The sequence below is a fragment of the Nocardiopsis sediminis genome (genome assembly GCF_042650565.1).
Lineage (GTDB): Bacteria > Actinomycetota > Actinomycetes > Streptosporangiales > Streptosporangiaceae > Nocardiopsis_B > Nocardiopsis_B sediminis.
Map to the genome: position 1 here is coordinate 264301 of NZ_JBHSBH010000013.1, position 17220 is coordinate 281520.

Below are 17220 nucleotides of genomic sequence, written 5' to 3' on the forward strand. Positions count from 1 at the left end.
GCTCCGCCCCGTTCAGTCGATCAGACCATCGGCGCGGAGCAGGTCCAGCAGCCGCCGTACAGCGGGGGCGCAGCGCGCCCGGTCGGCGGAGCCGAACCAGGCCAGCTCGGCGACCTCGTTGCGCGCCGCCGGCTCGCCGTCGTGCTCGGCCGTGAAGCAGGCCAGGCGCACCCGGGTGCCTTCGGGGTAGCCGTGTGCCGCCTCGTCGATGACCGCGTACGGGGTGATGGTCGCGGGCCGCAGCACCACGCCCACTTCCTCGGCCGCCTCGCGGGTGACGGCCTCGGCGTCGCTCTCGCCTGGTTCGCGCTTGCCGCCGGGCAGGTAGAACAGCTCGTGCTCGCGGGTGCGGACGCACAGCAGCCGGCGGCCGCTCAGCCGCACCCAGGCCAGGGCGTCGACCACCGGAGCGGGGGTGGCGGGTGAAGGGCTCATGGCCGCAAGCCTAGGGCTCCCCGGCAGGGACGTGTCAGTCGGCCTGAGCGAGTGTGGCCCGGTCCTCCTCCCCGAACCTCTCCTCCAGTTCCTCGGGCGAGGAGTCCACGTCGATCTGCTCCACCGGCACCCCCCGTGCGGTCTCGATGGCGCCGAGCCGGCGCATGGCGCGGTCGCTCGCGTACTTCAGCAGCTCGCCGTGGGGGATCTGGTACTGCCGCGCCTCGGGGTCCTCCAGGGGCTCGTCGTTGCGCTCCACGGTCGCCATGAGGTGCGGCATCAGCTCCTGCAACCGGTCGGAGATCACCGTCCAGTTGGCGTCGTCGGCCGCGACGTGGCGCCGGCAGGTGAAGGTCCCCCACGCCATGTGGCGGCGCTCATCGTCGCCGATGTGCTTGATGATCCGGCGCATGCCCGGGAAGATGCCCCGCACCGTGCAGATGTGGTTCCACGCGTAGTAGCCGGTCAGGGCCAGCGACCCCTCGATGACGTGGTTGTAGGTGACCGACGCGCGCACCTGGTTGCGCGGCCCGGGGTCGTCGTCGAGCGCCTTGAGGGCGGCGGGCAGCTCCTCGTAGAACAGGGCGCGGTAGCCGGGGTTCGTGGCGACGTGGTCGTGGAGGTCGGCGTCGATGCCCAGGGCGTCCAGCCAGATCCGGAACGCCTGGACGTGCTTGGCCTCCTCGAATGCGAACTGGGTCAGGTACATCTCGTCGCCGATCCGGCCCTCGGCGGCCATCGCCCGGATGAACGGCTGGATGTCCTCGGTGACGGCCTCCTCGCCGGCGACGAACTGGGCGCACAGGCGGAGGATGCGGCCGCGCACCTCTTCGCTCAGCCCGGCCCAGTCCTCGGCGTCGCGGGTCATGTCGATGTCGCGGGGGTCCCAGAAGCGGGCGTTGCCCTTGGCGAAGAGCCGCAGGGGGAAGGATTCCCAGTTGAGGCCCCCGGAGCGCAGGGAGTGGAAGCCGTCGCGGCGGGGGGAGGGGGAGCGGGTCGGGGGAGCGGCGGGCTCTGGCATCGTCTTCCTCCGTGTAGTCCGTGCCCCCATGATTTGACATATGTTGCCCGTATGTAAAGCGGGTGCCGGATTTTTCCGCCCCGCCCGCGCAGCGCCGGTCCGCCGGCGCACGGTGGGGCGCCGCGGAGCGGTAACGTCGTGGTGCGCCCCGCCGCGGACGCCCTCGACCACAGGGCACCGCGCCGCCGCCGGCCCGCCCGGCCGCCGCCGGGGCCCCGTTCCGCCGACCCCTCTGATGTGGGAGACAACGTGTTCTGTGGGGACCCGAGCAGACCCGGCTACGCCTCCTGCGCCGAGCAGGAAGGGCTGTTCGCGATCGCGTCGCTGATCCCCGCGATGCTCGCCCTGGTGCTGATGGTCGCCGCGTTCGCCACCCCGGCCATCCGCCAGAACGCCTCCCTGCGCACGCGGACCCTGCTCTACTCCCTGATCGCCTGGGCCATCGCGGGCTTCACCTACGTACTGGGGGCGCTGCCCTCGGTGTAGGCGGTGGTGGCGGGGCGTTTCCGGCGCGGCCGGTGGGGGCGCTGGCCCCCGGGGCCGCCGCAGGTGAAGATGGTCCCGTGACCTTCGAACCGAGCGCGCAGCTGCGCCGCCGCATCGCCGACGACCGCATCGTCTGGCTGACCACGGTCTCGCCCACCGGGCGGCCCTCGCCGCGACCCGTCTGGTTCGCCTGGGACGACGCGGCGTCGGTGTTCGTCGTCCGCTCCCAGCCCGGCACCGCCAAGCTGCGCCACATCGCCGCCAACCCCAACGTGGCGCTGAACTTCAACAGCTCCTCCGGCGGCGGCGACGTGCTGGTCGTGCACGGCACCGCGGAAATCGCCGGCGAACCCCACCCGCTGTCGGGCGTGCCGGGCTACATCGAGAGGTACGGCGACGGGATGACCGGCCTGGGCCTGACCCCCGACACCTTCGAGGCCACCTACAGCGAGCAGGTCCGGATCACACCGCAGCGCACCTGGGGGTTCTGACCGGGCCGGGCCGGCCCGGCAGGGTCAGCGGGGTCAGCGGGGCTGGCCGGTCAGCGTGGCCGGCGGGTCACTTCTCCTCACCGGCGAGCACGTCGCCGGCGTCGGCGATGCGGTAGGCGTAGCCCTGCTCGGCGAGGAAACGCTGCCGGTGCGCGGCGAAGTCCTGGTCGATGGTGTCGCGGGCGACCACTGCGTAGAACCGGGCGGTGCGGGAGTCGGACTTGGGGCGCAGCAGTCGGCCGAGGCGCTGGGCCTCCTCCTGCCGCGACCCGAACGACCCCGACACCTGGATGGCGACCCCGGCCTCGGGCAGGTCGATCGAGAAGTTCGCGACCTTGGAGACGACCAGGGTCGACACCTCCCCGGCGCGGAACGCGTCGAACAGCCGCTCGCGCTCCTTGAGCCGGGTCTCGCCCTTGACCACCGGGGCGCCCAGCGCCGCGCCCAGCTCGTCGAGCTGGTCGATGTAGGAGCCGATGATCAGCGTCTGCTCCCCGTCGTGCCGCCGGACCAGCTCGCGCACGACCTCGGTCTTGGCGCCCGAGGACGCGCAGAAGCGGTAGCGGTCCTCGGGCTCGGCGGTGGCGTAGGCCAGCCGCTCGGACTCCGACAGGTCGACCCGGACCTCCACGCAGTCGGCGGGGGCGATCCAGCCCTGGTTCTCCATCTCCTTCCACGGCGCGTCGTAGCGCTTGGGGCCGATCAGCGAGAACACGTCGCCCTCGCGGCCGTCCTCGCGCACCAGCGTCGCGGTCAGCCCCAGGCGGCGGCGGGCCTGGAGGTCGGCGGTCATCCGGAAGATCGGGGCGGGCAGCAGGTGCACCTCGTCGTAGATCACCAGGCCCCAGTCGCGCGCGTCGAACAGCTCCAGGTGGCTGTAGACGCCCTTCCGCCGCGCCGCCATGACCTGGTAGGTCGCGATGGTGACGGGGCGGATCTCCTTGCGGCTGCCGGAGTATTCGCCGATCTCGTCCTCGGTCAGCGAGGTCCGGCGCAGCAGCTCGGAGCGCCACTGGTGGACCGAGAGCGTGTTGGTCACCAGGATCAGCGTCGTGGCCTTGGCCAGCGACATCGCGGCGGCGCCCACGATGGTCTTGCCCGCGCCGCAGGGCAGGACGACCACGCTCGAACCGCCCGCGTAGAAGCTGTCGGCGGCCTCGCGCTGGTAGCCGCGCAGCTCCCACCCGGCCTCGGCGAGGTCGATGGCGTGCGCCTCCCCGTCGACGTAGCCCGCCAGGTCCTCGGCCGGCCAGCCCAGCTTGAGCAGCGCCTGCTTGAGGTTGCCCCGCTCACTGGGGTGCACCGTGACGATGTCGGGCTCGACCCGGTCGCCGATCATGCCCTTGACCCGCTTGGCGCGGACGACCTCCTCCAGCACCGGCCGGTCCAGCGCCTGGAGCACCAGCCCGTGGACGGGGTGCTGGTGCAGCCGCAGCCGGCCATAGCGGCCCATGGTCTCGGCGACGTCGACCAGCAGGGCGTGCGGGACCGGGAAGCGGGAGTAGGTGATCAGCGCGTCGACGACCTGCTCGGCGTCGTGCCCGGCGGCGCGCGCGTTCCACAGCGCCAGCGGGGTCACGCGGTAGGTGTGCATGTGCTCGGGGGCCCGTTCCAGTTCGGCGAACGGGGCGATGGCGCGGCGGCACTCGCCGGCCAGCTCGTGGTCGACCTCGAGCAGCAGCGTCTTGTCGGACTGGACGATCAGGCAGGACACACGTACCTCGCATCGGGGTGACAACGGGGCGCACGCGTTGCCCCAGGTCCCCGGGGGTATGCGCCCACAGGTGCAACGCCCGGGGCCACCCCTCTATGCCCGGGCCCGCGGCGGCATCGACCCCCCACTCTATGTCGGCCGCGCCTTGAGACCCCCTCGAACGGCGCGGCAGATGCTGGCGTGCGGCGCGCCGGCCGGGCGCCGCGGGCACCGGCGCGGGGCGGCCGACCCCACGGCGCGGCCGGGAAACACCCTCCCGGCGGCGCCCACGGACATGCGGGCCGTTCACGGGCCGCGGAAAGGACGCCGCACATGTCGGAACCCGCTCCCCCTGTGGTGCACGCGCCTCCGGTGGCGGCCGGGATCACCCGGCTCTCCGCCGAGGCGGCGCGCGCCACCGCCGCCGGGCACGCCGCAGCGGCCGACCGCGAACGCCGCCTCACCGGCGACGTCGTGTCGGCGATCACCGACGCCGGGTTCGCCCGGCACTTCGCGCCCCGGGAGTTCGGCGGCGCCGAGGGCACGTTCACCGACTACCTGCACGGAACGGCGGCACTGGCGCAGGGGTGCGCATCGGCCGCCTGGTGCGCGTCGGTGATCGGCTCGGCGTGCCGCGCCGCCGCCTACCTGCCCGCCGAGGGCCGGAGCGAGGTCTGGGCCGACGGCCCCGACACCATCGTCTGCGTGGGCGTGGTCCCCTCGCCCTCCGTCGAGGTCGAGCGCATCGAGGGCGGCTGGGCGCTGTCCGGGGCCTGGCACTTCGTCAGCGGCGTCGACTTCGCCGACTGGCTGCTGCTGGCCGGCCGCGAGCCCGGCCCCGAGGTCCGGGTGCGCTGGTTCGCCGTGCCGCGCACGGCCATCGGGGTCGAGGACACGTGGTTCACCGCGGGCATGCGGGGCACGGGGAGCAAGACCGTCCACGCCGACACCGTCTTCGTGCCGGAGCACCGGTCCTTCGACCAGGAGGTGCTGCTGTCGGGCGCGGCACCCCTCCCCTCCGGGCCCGGTGCCCGTGGGCGGGCCCCGTGCCACTCCGCGCCGTTCCGGCTGATCAACGGGCTCACGATGATCGGCCCCGCCCTGGGGGCGGCCCGAGCGGGGGTCGACTCGTGGGCGGGGTGGGTCGCGCAGAAGACCGAGCCCGCCATGGGCCGGCGGGTCCGCGCCGCCGACCGGGGCAGCGTGCAAGCGGCGCTCGCGCGGTCATCGGCGGCCGTCGACGCCGTGGAGCTGCTGATCGGGCGGACCGCCGCCCTGGCCGACTCCGGAACCCCCGTGCCCGACGCCGACATCGCCCGCAGCCACCGCGACTACGCCGTGGCCGCCGAATACCTCGCCGACGCCGTCGAGGGGGTGTTCCGGGCCAGCGGCGCCAACGGCCAGGCCGACGACAACCCCGTCCAGCGGGCATGGCGCGACGTCCACGCCGCGGTCTCCCACGCGGCGCTCCGCTTCGACACCGGGGCGGCGGCCTATGCCCGCTCCGCCCTGGGAACGGGCGCCCGGCCCGGCCCCGGCAGCAACCGATCTTCTGAGGAGAGTCCTCGATGAACCGCCGTGTCGCCATCACCGGGCTGGGCGTGGTCGCGCCCGGCGAACCGGGTGTGAAACCCTTCTGGGCGCGCATCACCGAGGGCCGCCCCGCCACCCGGACCCCCACCTTCTTCGACCCCGCGCCGTTCCGGTCGCGCGTCGCCGCCGAATGCGACTTCGACCCCGTCCGCGAAGGGCTCTCGCCCCAGGAGATCCGGCGCATGGACCGGTCCGCCCAGTTCGCCGTGGTCTCCGCCCGCGAGGCCATCGCCGACAGCGGGCTCGGCACCGGCGGCATGCCACCCGACCGCACCGGTGTGAGCATCGGGACCGCGGTCGGCGGCACCATGAACCTCGACGAGGAGTACCGCGTCCTCAGCGACAACGGCCGCAAGTGGGTCCTCGATCCCGAGTACGCGGTCCCCCACATGTACGACTACACCGTGCCCAGCTCACTGGCGGCCGAGGTCGCCTGGGCGGCCGGCGCCGAAGGCCCGGCCGCGGTCATCTCCACCGGGTGCACCTCGGGCATCGACTCCGTCGCCCACGCCTTCGACCTCGTCGCCGAGGGCTCCGCCGACATCATGGTCGCCGGGGCCTCCGACGCCCCGCTGTCGCCCATCACCTTCGCCTGCTTCGACGCCATCAAGGCCACCTCCAACCGCAACGACGACCCCGAGCACGCGCTGCGGCCCTTCGACCGCAACCGCAACGGCTTCGTCCTCGGCGAGGGCGGCGCGGTCCTCATCCTGGAGGAGTTCGGCCACGCGGCCGCCAGGGGGGCGCACATCTACGCCGAGATCCTCAGCGCCACGTCGCGGGCGAACGCCTACCACATGACCGGCCTGCGCCCCGACGGCCTTGAGCTCGCCGACGCCATCCGGGCCGCGCTGGAACAGGCCCGGATCGCCCCCGAGGACGTCGGCTACATCAACGCCCACGGGACCTCCACCAAGCAGAACGACCGCCACGAGACCGCGGCCATCAAGGCGGCCTTCGGTGAGGCCGCCCACGGCGTCCCGGTCTCGTCGATCAAGGCCGTGGTCGGGCACTCCCTCGGCGGGATCGGCTCGATCGAGGTCGCGGCGTCCGCCCTGGCCATCGAGCACGGGGTGATACCGCCCACCGCCAATCTCACCGACCCCGACCCCGATCTCGGGCTCGACTACGTGCCGCTGACCGCGCGCGAGGCCCGGCTCGACACCGTCCTGACCATCGGCAGCGGGTTCGGCGGCTTCCAGAGCGCCATGGTCCTGGCCAAGCCCCGTAAGGAGGAGCGATGAGCGCGGTCGTGACCGGGGTGGGCGTGGTGGCGCCGAACGGGATCGGGACCCGGGAGTACTGGGAGCACACGGTCAGCGGAACCCGCGCCATCGGTCCCATCACCAACTTCGACGCGTCGGGATACCCCGTGCGCCTGGCGGGGGAGGCCACCGGCTTCGACCCTGCCGACCACATCCCCAACCGGCTGCTGCCGCAGACCGACCGCGTCACCCAGTTCGCGCTGGCCGCGGCCGAATGGGCGCTGGCCGACGCCCGGGTCGACCCCGGACGGCTCGACCCCTTCGACATGGGGGTGGTCACCGCCAACTCCACCGGGGGGTTCGAGTTCGGCCAGCGCGAGCTGGAGAACCTGTGGGGGCGGGGGCCGCAGTACGTGAGCGCCTACCAGTCCTTCGCCTGGTTCTACGCCGTCAACACCGGCCAGATCTCCATCCGGCACGGCATGCGCGGGCCCACGGGCGTGGTCGTGAGCGACCAGGCCGGGGGGCTCGACGCCCTCGCCCAGGCCCGTCGGCGGGTCCGCAGCGGCACCCGGCTGCTGGTCAGCGGCGGCATGGAGGCGCCGCTGTGCCCGTGGGCGGTGGCGGCGCAGTCGCCCAACCGGGGGATCAGCCGCAGCACCGACCCGGAGCGGGCCTACCGCCCCTTCGCGGCGGGCGCATCGGGCTACGTCCTCGGCGAGGGCGGCGCGATCCTGATCGTCGAGGACCCCGTGGCCGCCCGCAGGCGCGGCGCCCAGGTCTACGGCGAGATCGCCGGCTACCGCGCCACGTTCGACCCCCGCCCGGGCAGCGGCCGCCCGCCGAGCCTGGAGGCGGCCGTACGCGGGGCACTGGAGGACGCCGGGACCCTCGCGGCCGACGTCGACGCCGTGTTCGCCGACGCCGCAGGGGTCGCCGACCTCGACCTCGTCGAGTCCCGCGCGATCACAGCGGTCTTCGGAGCCGGAACGGTCCCCGTGACGGCGCCCAAGACCATGACCGGCCGCCTCAACGCCGGCGGAGCGGCCCTGGACGTCGCCACGGCCCTGCTGTCCATCCGCGACGGAATCATCCCGCCCACGGTCAACCACACCGGCCTCGCAGGAGGCTGCCACATCGACCTGGTAACCGAGCCCCGGGCCGCCCGGGTCCGCACCACCCTCGTGATCGCCCGGGGCCACGGCGGCTTCAACGCGGCAATGGTCCTCCGCGCCCCGAGGTGATGCGGGTCAGAGATTTAGAACTGGTCGGTGCCGTCGGGCTGGCCGATCGGGAACACGTGCCGGGACGCCGCGCAGATCGTCTCCAAGGCGTGGATGGGGACGTCATCAGTGCTGATGCTCACTCGAAGGATCTGCACGACCCATTCGCCGGGGATATCCAGCAGGTCGGCTTCACCCGGCGTCGCCGGGCGCGCGGTCAGGGTCTCGGTGGCGCCGCCGAAGGTGTGGCCGAGGTCTTCGATCGCCGCTTGGAGAGTGGGCAGGACGAACCCCTCGCCGTCGAGGCGCGTGTTCTCGCCGACGTCGACCCGGAAGTAGCTGGTGGCGATGCGCACCGGCACGCCATCGGCCCAGAACTGTTTGCGCCGGGCGATGACGGCGTCGCGCGGCTTCACGCGCAGGGCCGCCGCCACGTGCTCGCTGGCGGGTTCCTGACCGACGAAGAGCATCTTCCGTTCCGGGGTGATCCCCTGCCGGGTGGCCTCGGTGAGGTAGAGCGAGGCTGAGCCGCGAACCGCCGGAGGGGTGGGAAGATGCCGCTCGACCAGCACCCGGGGGCGGGTGGGTGTGGAGTCGTCCGGCATCTACAGTCCCGCCCGCTTCACGGCTTCGAGGAACGCCACCCATTCGGTCGCGGGGAGCGAGAGGTGGCCTTGCCCGGGGTTCATGGAGTCGCGCACGGCGGCACCAACGTGGAATTCGGCCACCTCAACGCAGTTCTGGGGGTTGCTATACGAACTCTTGCGGAACACGAGAGGCCGCGAGTCAGACTGGGGTGGTGAGTACACGGTCGTTGAGGTCCTTCTAGAGCAGATTTCTCAGGTAGGCGGGCACGTCGTCGGGGTCCGTTGCCTTGGCGGTGAGCCGCCCGAAGAGCTTCCGGTATCGCTCGATCTGTGGCTGTTGGTAGAGGTAGATCCCGTCTATATCCGCTTCGACGAAGACGAGGGGGTCACCGTCGACGTAGTCCAGAATGACGAACGGCCCGACCATCCCACTATGCAACCCGGCCGAAGTCGGTAGCACTTGAATTGTGATGGTGTTCGCCGCCTCGGCGACGTCGATCAAGTGGCCTATCTGTTCCGCTGCGATGTCGGCATCGTGGGCAACCAGCAGCTCCAAGGCGTGCTGATCGATCACCGCCCACACATCGGGCGGATTGTCGCCGATGAGTAGCTCTTGGCGTCGCAGGCGCGCGGCCACCATCATTTCGATCTGGCTTGCGTCGCGGATGAGCGTTGCCTGCGCGATGGCAGTCGCATAGCGCGGAGTCTGCAAGAGTCCGGGGATGTACTGCGGTTCGTAGACCCGCACGTCGGCCGCGTCAGTCTCATACGTGGCGTAGGCGCCGCTGAGAACGTCCCGATACTCGTCCAGCGCCTGCTTCTTCTTCGACTTGGTCCGTGAAGTGCGCGCCAGTTCGAGCACCGCTTCACGAGTCGCGGCTCCCGTGACGCCGTAGTTGGTGAGCAGCAGCCCGATGTCGCTCGTCGCGGGGTACTTCGATCGTCCGGTCTCGATGTTGGAGATCTTGGTGGGGGACCACTCCATCTCCTCCGCGACCTGGCCGAGAGTCTTGCCGGCCTCGATCCGCAGACGCCGCATCTGCATGGACAGTTGGCGTCGAGCCGCCGAAGGCGTGGACACGTCTACCTCCCCGAATACAGGCGTCGATCGTACCGGGAACGAACCCGAATCAGACATATCGTAACTTTCAATCTTGGAATCTTCAATCAAAAATTTCGAATAGAGCTTGCGATTCGAAAATTTTAGATCCATCCTAACGGTGACTCATCCAGGAGGTCGCCCTCATCCGGTGACCCGAGAGCCCCTTGGAGAGACCATGAAAACGACGTACCCCCTCCACATGGCGACGGCTCCGTCCGTCCCCTCGCAAGCGCCGCGGCGCCAGCGCGCCCGGGTCCGGCCCTACCTCTTCCGCCCCGCTCGGGGGTGGTGACGGTGGTGAAGTACTTCCGGGGTTTCCCCGGGTGGGCCGAGCAGGTGCGGGAAGTGCGGGTGTGGACCGATCAGGTCCTGGGCGCGCACTCCGGGTTCGAGATCCCTGACGACACCGTCGCCTCGGCCGTGCTGCTGGTGTCGGAGGCGGCCACGAATTCGATCCGCTACACCGCGTCGGGGCGTGGCGGGACGTTCGGGGTGACGCTGTTCGTCGACCTCGGGCGTATCACCGTCGAGGTCGAGGACGAAGGGCGTCCCGCCGGCGGGACACTGCCCTTCCTGCGGCCCACCACCCCCATGACGCAGTTCGGGCGGGGCATGGCCCTTGTCGACCACTTCGCCGACTCCTGGGGCCCGCTCGCCGAGCCCCGCACCGGCGTGACCTTCACCCTCACCTGGGAAACCGACCGCGGCACCGCCGCGGCCTGACCAAAGCGTGGCGGAGGGGCGGGGCAGGCCACGCCGCTTCGTGTGGGCCGCCCGCCCCCAGGTCGGGCGGCCCGGCGGTGGTGGTCAGTGCGGGGCGAGGGCTTCGAAGCGGTCCGATGCGGCGGTCGCGTGCTCGCCCATTTCGCCGAGGAGCAGCCGGAAATCAGGGTCGGCCACCGCTGCCCGGTGGGTGTCGGCGTCAGCCCACTCCACGACCTCGACATAGACGTTGGGGTCGGTGAGCGAGCGGTGGAGACGCGAGCCGCCGAACCCCGGGAGCCGTGACGCGTGGGCGATCACCGCGCTCTGCGCCGTGCGGAACTTCTCCGGATCGCCGGTGACCGTGAACGTGATGATGAGGGTGAGCACAGGCGCGTCTCCTTCGGTGGGTGTCCGGGCGGGGTGCGCCGCCCGCCGCGCCGCCCGGCACCCTCGGCGCGTGGCGCGGCGGACGCCGCCCCGAAATCTGCGCCGCCGGGATCGGGCGGCGGTCAAGCGGGGATCGAGCAGGTCACGGCTGGTCGTCGCGGCTGATCCGGCGGTGCCGGACCTTCAGCTCACCGTCCTCGCGCACGAGCAGGTCCTCGACGGCGCAGCTGGACTTGATCGCGGCCGGCCCCCCATTGGGGGTGAAGACGATCAGCGCGTAGGAGCGCACCAGGATGCCGCCGTCGGGCCGGGACTCGGCGTGGAGCATGCCGAGCCAGTGCCGGCGCTGGATGCCCTCGTCGGCGTACTTCCGCGTGACCTCCCACGCGGCGGATTCGATCGCCGCCCGGTTCTCGGCGACGGGCGGGCCCGCGGCGTCGAAGACCCCGTCCTCGGTGAACGTCGCCGCCCATTCGGCGACCTTGCCGTTGTCGAGCCAGTGCATCTGGCGGGCGTAGAAGTGCTGGAGTTCCAGGTACACGTCGTTGTCAGCGAACGCGCTGACCTGCTCGTCCACGGAAGTCATGGCGGGCCGTCCCCTTCTGGCGTCGGACTCGGCGGCGCGGCCGGCGCGGCACGGCCGGCACGGCGGTCGCGAGCCTGGCACGCCGGTTTCGAGCGGCGGTCGACCCGCGCCCCTCCCGCCGCGCTCCGGCCGTGCTCCATCGGTGGTCGTTCCGTCCTCGACCGCGGATCGGCACGCTGCCAGCGGATCGGGTGGCCTGCGCAGCGCCGGTCCCCCTATGGAGAGCGCAGGCCGGGAAGCCGGAGGAGAAGACGATGCACGGAGCAAGAATCCCCGATGTCGCCCTGGTCACCGGCGCCACGAGCGGGATCGGCCTCGCCGTGGCCAGGCGGCTGGCCACGCGCGGGGTCCGGGTATTCATCTGCGCGCGGACCGCCGACACCGTGGCCACGACCGTCAAGTCCCTTCAGGGCGAGGGCCACGACATCGACGGCCTCGACGCCGATGTGCGCTCACGCGCCTCGGTGGAGCGCCTGGTCCGCGGTGCCGTGGAGCGCTATGGCCCGATCACCGTGCTGGTCAACAACGCCGGCCGCAGCGGCGGCGGTCCCATCGCCGGCATCACCGACGAACTGTGGGACGACGTGATCGACACCAACCTGCACGGCACCTTCCGGGTCACCCGCGAGGCCCTGACCACCGGCAGGCTCGGCGAAGCCGGCGCACAGGGCCGGATCATCAACATCGCCTCGACCGGCGGCAAGCAGGGCGTCGCGCTGGGCACCCCGTACTCCGCATCGAAGGGCGGCGTCATCGGCTTCACCAAGGCGCTCGCCAAAGAGCTGGCCGAAACCGGGGTGACGGTCAACGCGGTCTGCCCCGGCTACGTCGAGACCCCCATGGCCGTGCGCATCCGGCGCTCCTACGCGGCCGTGTGGGACACCACCGAGGAGAACGTGCACGACGGCTTCCGGCAGAAGATCCCGCTCGGACGCTACTCCACGCCCGACGAGGTCGCCGGCCTGGTCGACTACCTCGCCACGGACACCGCGGCGTCGATCACCGCGCAGGCGATGAACGTCTGCGGCGGCCTCGGGATCTACTGACCCCCCCACCCGCCGGCCCGCCGGCGAGGAAGGACCACAGGAGTGCCCACCGGTTCCCGAACAACCGTGCACCACGTCGACATCGACGCGCCGCCCGATGTCGTCTACTCCATCATCGCCGACGCCACCCAGTGGCCTCTGTACTTCACCCCCACCGTCCACGTCGAGCGCTCCGCCATCGACGGCGCGACCGAGCGGCTGCACATCTGGGCCACCGCCAACGGCGAGGTCAAGTCGTGGACCTCGCGGCGGCAGCTCGACCCGGCCCGCCGCACGATCGCCTTCCGGCAGGAGAAGTCGTCCCCGCCCGTCACCTCGATGGGCGGGAGGTGGACCGCCGACGAAGCCGTCGGCGGCGGCACGGTGCTCACCCTCGCCCACGACTTCACGGCCGAGGACGACGCCGGCCTCGACTGGCTGACCCGCGCGACCGACCGCAACAGCGACGCCGAACTCCGGGGCATCAAGGCCCTGGCGGAGCGGTGGGAGCGGCGCTCGCGCACCTGCCGCACCTTCGAGGACTCCGTCGTGATCGAGGCCCCCCTCGACACGGTCTACGAGTTCCTCTACGAGGCCGGGAAGTGGACCGACCGGCTCCCGCACGTGTCGGCCATGGACCTGCGCGAGGACGTCGAGAACGTCCAGGTCATGACCATGCGCACCACCACGGCCGACGGCTCGTCGCACACCACCGAATCGGTCCGGGTGTGCTTCGCGCCCACCCGGATCGCCTACAAGCAGGTCGTCACGCCCGCGCTGATGTCGGCGCACACCGGCGAATGGACGCTGCGCGCGGTCCCCGAGGGCGTCCGCGCGGTCTCGCGCCATTCCGTCGTCATCGAGGAGTCCGCGGTCACGCGCATCCTCGGGGCCGACGCCACGGTCGACACCGCGCTGGACTTCGTGCGCGGCGCCCTCGGGCGCAACAGCACGGCCACCCTCGGCCTGGCCAAGGAGTACGCCGAGGCGGGCCGTGGCTGAGCCGGTACACCGGCCGTGCTGCACCGATGTCCGGCCCCGTCCGTGATCAGGGCGGGGCCGGACGCGGCACGCGTGCCCGCCGACCGGCCGCCGCGCCATGTGGCGGCCGGTTCCCGTGAGGAAGGTGGAACGGATGCGCATCATCGACCTGTCGACGCCGGTGGACGCCGGCGGCTGGGAGCCCGACCCGATCACCCACAAGGTGCTGACCCCCGCCGAGGGGGCCGCGCACATGGCCGAGGGGATGCGCGAGCGGTTCGGGGTCGAGTTCGACACCTCGGTCCTGCCCGGCGGCGAGCTGCTGTCCCTCGACACGCTCACGCTGACCACGCACACCGGCACGCACGTGGACGCGCCGTCCCACTACGGGTCGCGTGCCCGCTACGGGACCCCGCGGCACATCGACCAGATGCCCTTGGACTGGTTCATCCGCCCGGGCATGGTCCTCGACCTGTCGAAGGAGCCGGTCGGCGCGGTCGGGCCCAAGGTGCTCCGGCGCGCGTTCGAGCGGGCCGGCCGGCCGCCGCAGCCGATGGAGATCGTGCTGCTGCGCACCGGAGCCGATGAGCGGGCCGGCACCCCGGAGTACTTCACCACCTTCACCGGCCTCGACGGCGCGGCCACCCGGCTGCTGCTGAACCTGGGGGTGCGGGTCATCGGCACCGACGCCTTCAGCCTCGATGCGCCGTTCGGCCACATGATCGAGGAGTACCGGCGCACCGGCGACCGCGGCGTGCTCTGGCCCGCGCACTTCGTGGGGCGTGAGCGCGAGTACTGTCAGATCGAGCGGCTGGCCAACCTGGCCGCGCTGCCGGCGGCCACGGGCTTCACCGTGGCCTGCCCGCCGGTCAAGATCGCCGGGGCGGGCGCGGGCTGGTGCCGCGCGGTCGCACTGATCGACGAGGACTGACTGACCGGCGCCCGGGGCGGCCCGCGGGTGACCGCGGGCCGCAGTTTCCTGCGGTCCGCAGTGTTTCCTGGGCACGGCTACAGAACCGATTCCCGCAGCAGCGGCTCCCACCAGCCCGGGTGGGTCCGGTACCAGTGGACGGCTCCTGCGATCCCCTGGTCGAAGAGGACGAGGTTGCGGAAGCCGAGCTCCGCGCGGATCCTGCGGTCGTCGAGTGCGCGTCCCGGGGACTCCCCGCGAGCGTCCGCGGGCGGCCGGACGGCGGTGTCGAGGGAGCCGTCGCAGAGGCCCGCCAGGATCCGGGTGAGCCGTGCCCGGGTGAGCACTGTGCCGCTGCCGACGTTGTAGACCCCGCCGGCGCGGCCCCGGGTGAGGACGAGGTGGATCGCCCGGCAGTGGTCGTCGACGTGCATCCACTCGCGGGGATCGCGGCCGTCGTCGCAGTCGGGGGGCCGAGCGCCGCCGAGCAGGCCGGTGACGGCGGCCGGGACGGGCCGCTCGACGTGCTGGAAGGGGCCGTAGGTGTCGCAGCCGCGGGTGACGCGGACGTCGACCCCGTGGGTATGGGCGTAGGCGCGCGCCACCAGGTCGCCCGCGGCCTTGGACGCCGCGTAGGGGGAGTCCGGCAGCAGCGGGTGGTCCTCGCCGCGCGGGCCGGGCCCTATGGGGCCGTAGACCTCATCGGCGGAGACCACGACCACCGGGCCCACCCCGTGCACCCGGCACGCCTCCAGCAGGGTGTGCGTGCCGAGGATGTTGGTGCGGATGAACTCGGCGGCGCCGTTCAGCGGGCGGTCGGCCTGCGACTCCGCGGCGCAGTGGACCACGGCGTCGTGGCCGGGCACGATCCGGCGCAGCAGCGCGGAGTCGCAGACGTCGCCGTGGACGAAGCGCAGCCGGGGGTGGTTCATCGGCAGGCATCGGGTATCGCCGGCGTAGGTGAGCCGGTCGAGCACGGTGACCCGGGCGTCCGCATACCCCGGGTACCCGCCGGCCAGCATCGTGCGGGCATAGTGCGAGCCGATGAACCCGGCCCCACCGGTGACCAGGACCCTCATGGGTCGACCTCCTGCACGGGCCGCGGGGCGCGCGGCGGGCCGGCGCTAGGCCGGCTGCTCCAGGTGCTGGTTGACCTCGGCGATGAGCTCCTGCGGGGTGAGGAGCTCGCTGACGACGTCCTCGGGCAGGCTGATCGCGTAGTCGCGTTCGATCCGCCCCACCGTGTTGAACAACGCGAGCGAGTCGTAGCCGAGGTCGTCGAACGTGACGCTCTGGATGTCGCCGTTGAGGTCGACGGATTCGTCCTCGCCCGCGCATTCGCGCAGCAGCCGGACGAGGTCGGCGATGGTGAACTCCGGCATTCGCCTGTCCCTTCTCGTGGAGGGGCGCCGGTCCGGGCGGGAAGGCACCGTGACCCGAGCGCCGCACGCGGCCAGGGTGGTCCCGCGGTCTCGAAACCGTTTCAAGGGGTGTTCGACCGCCGGCGTGGCGGGCGGTGGGGCCGCGCTCCGGGAGACCTTCGGGAGACCGGTGCGGCGCTGAGAAGAAGAAGGGGCTCTGTCCCGCCGGCGGGACAGAGCCCGTGCCTGAGCTGCCGGCCGATCGGCGTGATCGCGCCGGTCACCCTGTCGGGGTGGACATGCGGCGAGCGAGGTGCGGGGTGGTGCGGGTCGTGGCGGGCCGATGGCGTCGGAGCGGCGGGCACCGTACCAATGGAGGGCCGGGGGATCGGTGACGGATCGTCATCCGCCGGCGGGTGCAGGCCGCGTTCCGGGCCGGAGGCCGCGGATCAGGCGCGTGAGACCGCCAGTTCCGAGGCGCGTTCGGGCGCGCGGTCGGAGGTCAGCACGGCCTGGTGGATGCGCTGGAGCTCCGCCGAGGGGTCGAGGCCCAGCTCGCGGTTGAGCAGTGCGCGGAGCTCCTGGTAGGCGCGCAGCGCCTCGCCCCGGCGGCCGGTGGTGTTGAGCGCGATGATGAGCTGGGCGTGCAGCCATTCGTTCAGCGGGTGCACCGACACCAGCGACTTCAGCTCGGGGATCAGCTCGCGGTGGCGGCCGATCCGGATATCGGCCGAGATCCGCAGCTCCAGGGCGGTGATCCGGCGTTCTTCGAGGTGGGCCGCGTACCCGCGCAGCAGCGGCCCGCAGGACACGTTGGCGAGCACCGGGCCCGACCACAGGGCGAGGGCGTCGCGCAGGATGTCGGCGGCGCGGTGGGAGTCGCCCTCTTCGAGGAGGGACTGGCCGGTGTCGAGCAGCCGGTCGAACTCCGAGGCGTCGAGCGTGCTCCCGCCCAGTTCGAGCGTGTAGCCCGGGGGGCGGGTGAACAGCAGCGGGTCGTCGGGGCCGCCGCCGGCGAGCGCGTCGAAGCCCTTGCGGAGCTGGTAGACGTAGGTCTGGGCGGTGGTCACCGCGCTGCGCGGCGGTGACTCGTTCCACAGCTCTTCGATCAGGGCGTCAAGGCTGACCACCTGACGCGCTCGCAGGGCCAGCAGGGCGAGGACCTGCCGGACCTTCGGCGCGCTGGGGGTACAGGGTTGGCCGTTGTGCGAAATTTCGAATGAGCCGAGTACAGTGAACTTCATAATGCCCTCCGATCGGCATTCCGCCGGTGTGATCCGGCGTAGGAGTCAACGTAACGATGCCGGTCGGCCCATTCAAGAGGATATGCCTAAGGTGTAGATCCGACTACGACCCCGCGAATTATGACGGCGCCGTGATTGCGGGGCGGCGTGAATTCGGGTAATCGCGTACGGGGCCCGGGAGTGCG

The 17220-nt window shown here is 72.1% G+C and carries 20 protein-coding genes; 9 read left to right on the top strand and 11 right to left on the bottom strand.

Annotation, left to right across the window (positions count from 1 at the left end; translation table 11 throughout):
• Nucleotides 1-12: 12 nt before the first annotated feature.
• Nucleotides 13-435 carry an NUDIX hydrolase gene (locus ACFOVU_RS21435; RefSeq protein WP_378536372.1) on the bottom strand — a complete coding sequence of 141 codons (423 nt, stop codon included), beginning with the start codon at nucleotides 433-435 and terminating at the stop codon, nucleotides 13-15.
• 34 nt (nucleotides 436-469) lie between these two features.
• The gene (locus tag ACFOVU_RS21440; protein WP_378536374.1) at nucleotides 470-1456 is read right to left on the bottom strand and encodes a R2-like ligand-binding oxidase; all 987 of its coding nucleotides are present in this window, start codon (nucleotides 1454-1456) and stop codon (nucleotides 470-472) included.
• 249 nt (nucleotides 1457-1705) lie between these two features.
• On the opposite strand from ACFOVU_RS21440, the gene ACFOVU_RS21445 reads away from it, so the two are divergent.
• Nucleotides 1706-1942, top strand: a complete 237-nt coding sequence (locus ACFOVU_RS21445; protein WP_378536376.1) for a hypothetical protein — start codon at nucleotides 1706-1708, stop codon at nucleotides 1940-1942.
• A 77-nt stretch (nucleotides 1943-2019) separates the two neighbouring features.
• Entirely contained in the window at nucleotides 2020-2433 is a 414-nt protein-coding gene (locus ACFOVU_RS21450) for a TIGR03667 family PPOX class F420-dependent oxidoreductase (protein WP_378536378.1), read from the top strand.
• 67 nt (nucleotides 2434-2500) lie between these two features.
• On the opposite strand, the gene ACFOVU_RS21455 is transcribed toward ACFOVU_RS21450, so the two are convergent.
• Complete coding sequence (locus tag ACFOVU_RS21455) at nucleotides 2501-4147, bottom strand: DNA repair helicase XPB (RefSeq protein ID WP_378536380.1); 1647 nt, start codon at nucleotides 4145-4147, stop codon at nucleotides 2501-2503.
• 312 nt (nucleotides 4148-4459) lie between these two features.
• Here ACFOVU_RS21455 and ACFOVU_RS21460 point away from each other — a divergent pair, with 312 nt between their 5' ends.
• Genes ACFOVU_RS21460 through ACFOVU_RS21470 form a run of 3 tightly spaced genes read left to right on the top strand, consistent with a single transcriptional unit; the run spans nucleotide 4460 to nucleotide 8168 of the window.
• A complete protein-coding gene (locus ACFOVU_RS21460; RefSeq protein WP_378536382.1) occupies nucleotides 4460-5698 on the top strand; it encodes an acyl-CoA dehydrogenase family protein in 1239 nt (412 codons plus the stop codon).
• The gene (locus tag ACFOVU_RS21465; protein ID WP_378536384.1) at nucleotides 5695-6963 is read left to right on the top strand and encodes a beta-ketoacyl-[acyl-carrier-protein] synthase family protein; all 1269 of its coding nucleotides are present in this window, start codon (nucleotides 5695-5697) and stop codon (nucleotides 6961-6963) included. Before ACFOVU_RS21460 ends, ACFOVU_RS21465 begins: the two co-directional genes overlap by 4 nt.
• Nucleotides 6960-8168 (top strand): ketosynthase chain-length factor, encoded by a 1209-nt coding sequence (locus tag ACFOVU_RS21470; protein ID WP_378536386.1) that lies wholly within the window; start codon nucleotides 6960-6962, stop codon nucleotides 8166-8168. Before ACFOVU_RS21465 ends, ACFOVU_RS21470 begins: the two co-directional genes overlap by 4 nt.
• Nucleotides 8169-8182: 14 nt before the next feature.
• Here ACFOVU_RS21470 and ACFOVU_RS21475 read toward each other — a convergent pair whose 3' ends face one another.
• Genes ACFOVU_RS21475 through ACFOVU_RS21485 form a run of 3 tightly spaced genes read right to left on the bottom strand, consistent with a single transcriptional unit; the run spans nucleotide 8183 to nucleotide 9815 of the window.
• Nucleotides 8183-8752 (bottom strand): GntR family transcriptional regulator, encoded by a 570-nt coding sequence (locus ACFOVU_RS21475; protein ID WP_378536388.1) that lies wholly within the window; start codon nucleotides 8750-8752, stop codon nucleotides 8183-8185.
• Nucleotides 8753-8956 carry a DUF397 domain-containing protein gene (locus ACFOVU_RS21480; protein WP_378536390.1) on the bottom strand — a complete coding sequence of 68 codons (204 nt, stop codon included), beginning with the start codon at nucleotides 8954-8956 and terminating at the stop codon, nucleotides 8753-8755.
• Nucleotides 8957-8972: 16 nt separating this feature from the next.
• Entirely contained in the window at nucleotides 8973-9815 is an 843-nt protein-coding gene (locus ACFOVU_RS21485; RefSeq protein ID WP_378536392.1) for a helix-turn-helix domain-containing protein, read from the bottom strand.
• A gap of 318 nt (nucleotides 9816-10133) precedes the next feature.
• On the opposite strand from ACFOVU_RS21485, the gene ACFOVU_RS21490 reads away from it, so the two are divergent.
• Entirely contained in the window at nucleotides 10134-10559 is a 426-nt protein-coding gene (locus ACFOVU_RS21490) for an ATP-binding protein (protein ID WP_378536394.1), read from the top strand.
• A gap of 84 nt (nucleotides 10560-10643) precedes the next feature.
• Here the strand turns inward: ACFOVU_RS21490 and ACFOVU_RS21495 are convergent, their stop codons facing one another.
• A complete protein-coding gene (locus tag ACFOVU_RS21495) occupies nucleotides 10644-10928 on the bottom strand; it encodes an antibiotic biosynthesis monooxygenase family protein (RefSeq protein WP_378536396.1) in 285 nt (94 codons plus the stop codon).
• Nucleotides 10929-11070: 142 nt separating this feature from the next.
• Complete coding sequence (locus ACFOVU_RS21500; protein WP_378536398.1) at nucleotides 11071-11514, bottom strand: nuclear transport factor 2 family protein; 444 nt, start codon at nucleotides 11512-11514, stop codon at nucleotides 11071-11073.
• Nucleotides 11515-11768: 254 nt separating this feature from the next.
• Here ACFOVU_RS21500 and ACFOVU_RS21505 point away from each other — a divergent pair, with 254 nt between their 5' ends.
• The 3 genes from ACFOVU_RS21505 to ACFOVU_RS21515 all read left to right on the top strand — a co-directional run bounded on the left by ACFOVU_RS21505 (nucleotide 11769) and on the right by ACFOVU_RS21515 (nucleotide 14451).
• Nucleotides 11769-12560, top strand: a complete 792-nt coding sequence (locus ACFOVU_RS21505) for an SDR family NAD(P)-dependent oxidoreductase (RefSeq protein ID WP_378536400.1) — start codon at nucleotides 11769-11771, stop codon at nucleotides 12558-12560.
• 42 nt (nucleotides 12561-12602) lie between these two features.
• Nucleotides 12603-13541, top strand: a complete 939-nt coding sequence (locus ACFOVU_RS21510) for an aromatase/cyclase (protein WP_378536402.1) — start codon at nucleotides 12603-12605, stop codon at nucleotides 13539-13541.
• A 133-nt stretch (nucleotides 13542-13674) separates the two neighbouring features.
• A complete protein-coding gene (locus tag ACFOVU_RS21515; protein WP_378536404.1) occupies nucleotides 13675-14451 on the top strand; it encodes a cyclase family protein in 777 nt (258 codons plus the stop codon).
• Nucleotides 14452-14528: 77 nt separating this feature from the next.
• On the opposite strand, the gene ACFOVU_RS21520 is transcribed toward ACFOVU_RS21515, so the two are convergent.
• The 3 genes from ACFOVU_RS21520 to ACFOVU_RS21530 all read right to left on the bottom strand — a co-directional run bounded on the left by ACFOVU_RS21520 (nucleotide 14529) and on the right by ACFOVU_RS21530 (nucleotide 17035).
• Nucleotides 14529-15509 carry a dTDP-glucose 4,6-dehydratase gene (locus ACFOVU_RS21520; protein ID WP_378536406.1) on the bottom strand — a complete coding sequence of 327 codons (981 nt, stop codon included), beginning with the start codon at nucleotides 15507-15509 and terminating at the stop codon, nucleotides 14529-14531.
• 45 nt (nucleotides 15510-15554) lie between these two features.
• Nucleotides 15555-15812: an acyl carrier protein gene (locus ACFOVU_RS21525; RefSeq protein ID WP_378536408.1), complete on the bottom strand. Its 258-nt coding sequence runs from the start codon at nucleotides 15810-15812 to the stop codon at nucleotides 15555-15557.
• Nucleotides 15813-16240: 428 nt separating this feature from the next.
• Nucleotides 16241-17035 carry an AfsR/SARP family transcriptional regulator gene (locus tag ACFOVU_RS21530; protein WP_378536410.1) on the bottom strand — a complete coding sequence of 265 codons (795 nt, stop codon included), beginning with the start codon at nucleotides 17033-17035 and terminating at the stop codon, nucleotides 16241-16243.
• Nucleotides 17036-17220 lie beyond the last annotated feature (185 nt).

Excerpts from the sequence above, each read along its gene's own strand:
- ACFOVU_RS21435 (WP_378536372.1), bottom strand. The coding sequence starts at position 435 with ATGAGCCCTTCACCCGCCACCCCCGCTCCGGTGGTCGACGCCCTGGCC.
- ACFOVU_RS21465 (WP_378536384.1), top strand. The coding sequence starts at position 5,695 with ATGAACCGCCGTGTCGCCATCACCGGGCTGGGCGTGGTCGCGCCCGGC.
- ACFOVU_RS21530 (WP_378536410.1), bottom strand. The coding sequence starts at position 17,035 with ATGAAGTTCACTGTACTCGGCTCATTCGAAATTTCGCACAACGGCCAA.
- ACFOVU_RS21475 (WP_378536388.1), bottom strand. The coding sequence starts at position 8,752 with ATGCCGGACGACTCCACACCCACCCGCCCCCGGGTGCTGGTCGAGCGG.
- ACFOVU_RS21440 (WP_378536374.1), bottom strand. The coding sequence starts at position 1,456 with ATGCCAGAGCCCGCCGCTCCCCCGACCCGCTCCCCCTCCCCCCGCCGC.
- ACFOVU_RS21520 (WP_378536406.1), bottom strand. The coding sequence starts at position 15,509 with ATGAGGGTCCTGGTCACCGGTGGGGCCGGGTTCATCGGCTCGCACTAT.
- ACFOVU_RS21460 (WP_378536382.1), top strand. The coding sequence starts at position 4,460 with ATGTCGGAACCCGCTCCCCCTGTGGTGCACGCGCCTCCGGTGGCGGCC.
- ACFOVU_RS21500 (WP_378536398.1), bottom strand. The coding sequence starts at position 11,514 with ATGACTTCCGTGGACGAGCAGGTCAGCGCGTTCGCTGACAACGACGTG.
- ACFOVU_RS21470 (WP_378536386.1), top strand. The coding sequence starts at position 6,960 with ATGAGCGCGGTCGTGACCGGGGTGGGCGTGGTGGCGCCGAACGGGATC.
- ACFOVU_RS21515 (WP_378536404.1), top strand. The coding sequence starts at position 13,675 with ATGCGCATCATCGACCTGTCGACGCCGGTGGACGCCGGCGGCTGGGAG.
- ACFOVU_RS21505 (WP_378536400.1), top strand. The coding sequence starts at position 11,769 with ATGCACGGAGCAAGAATCCCCGATGTCGCCCTGGTCACCGGCGCCACG.
- ACFOVU_RS21525 (WP_378536408.1), bottom strand. The coding sequence starts at position 15,812 with ATGCCGGAGTTCACCATCGCCGACCTCGTCCGGCTGCTGCGCGAATGC.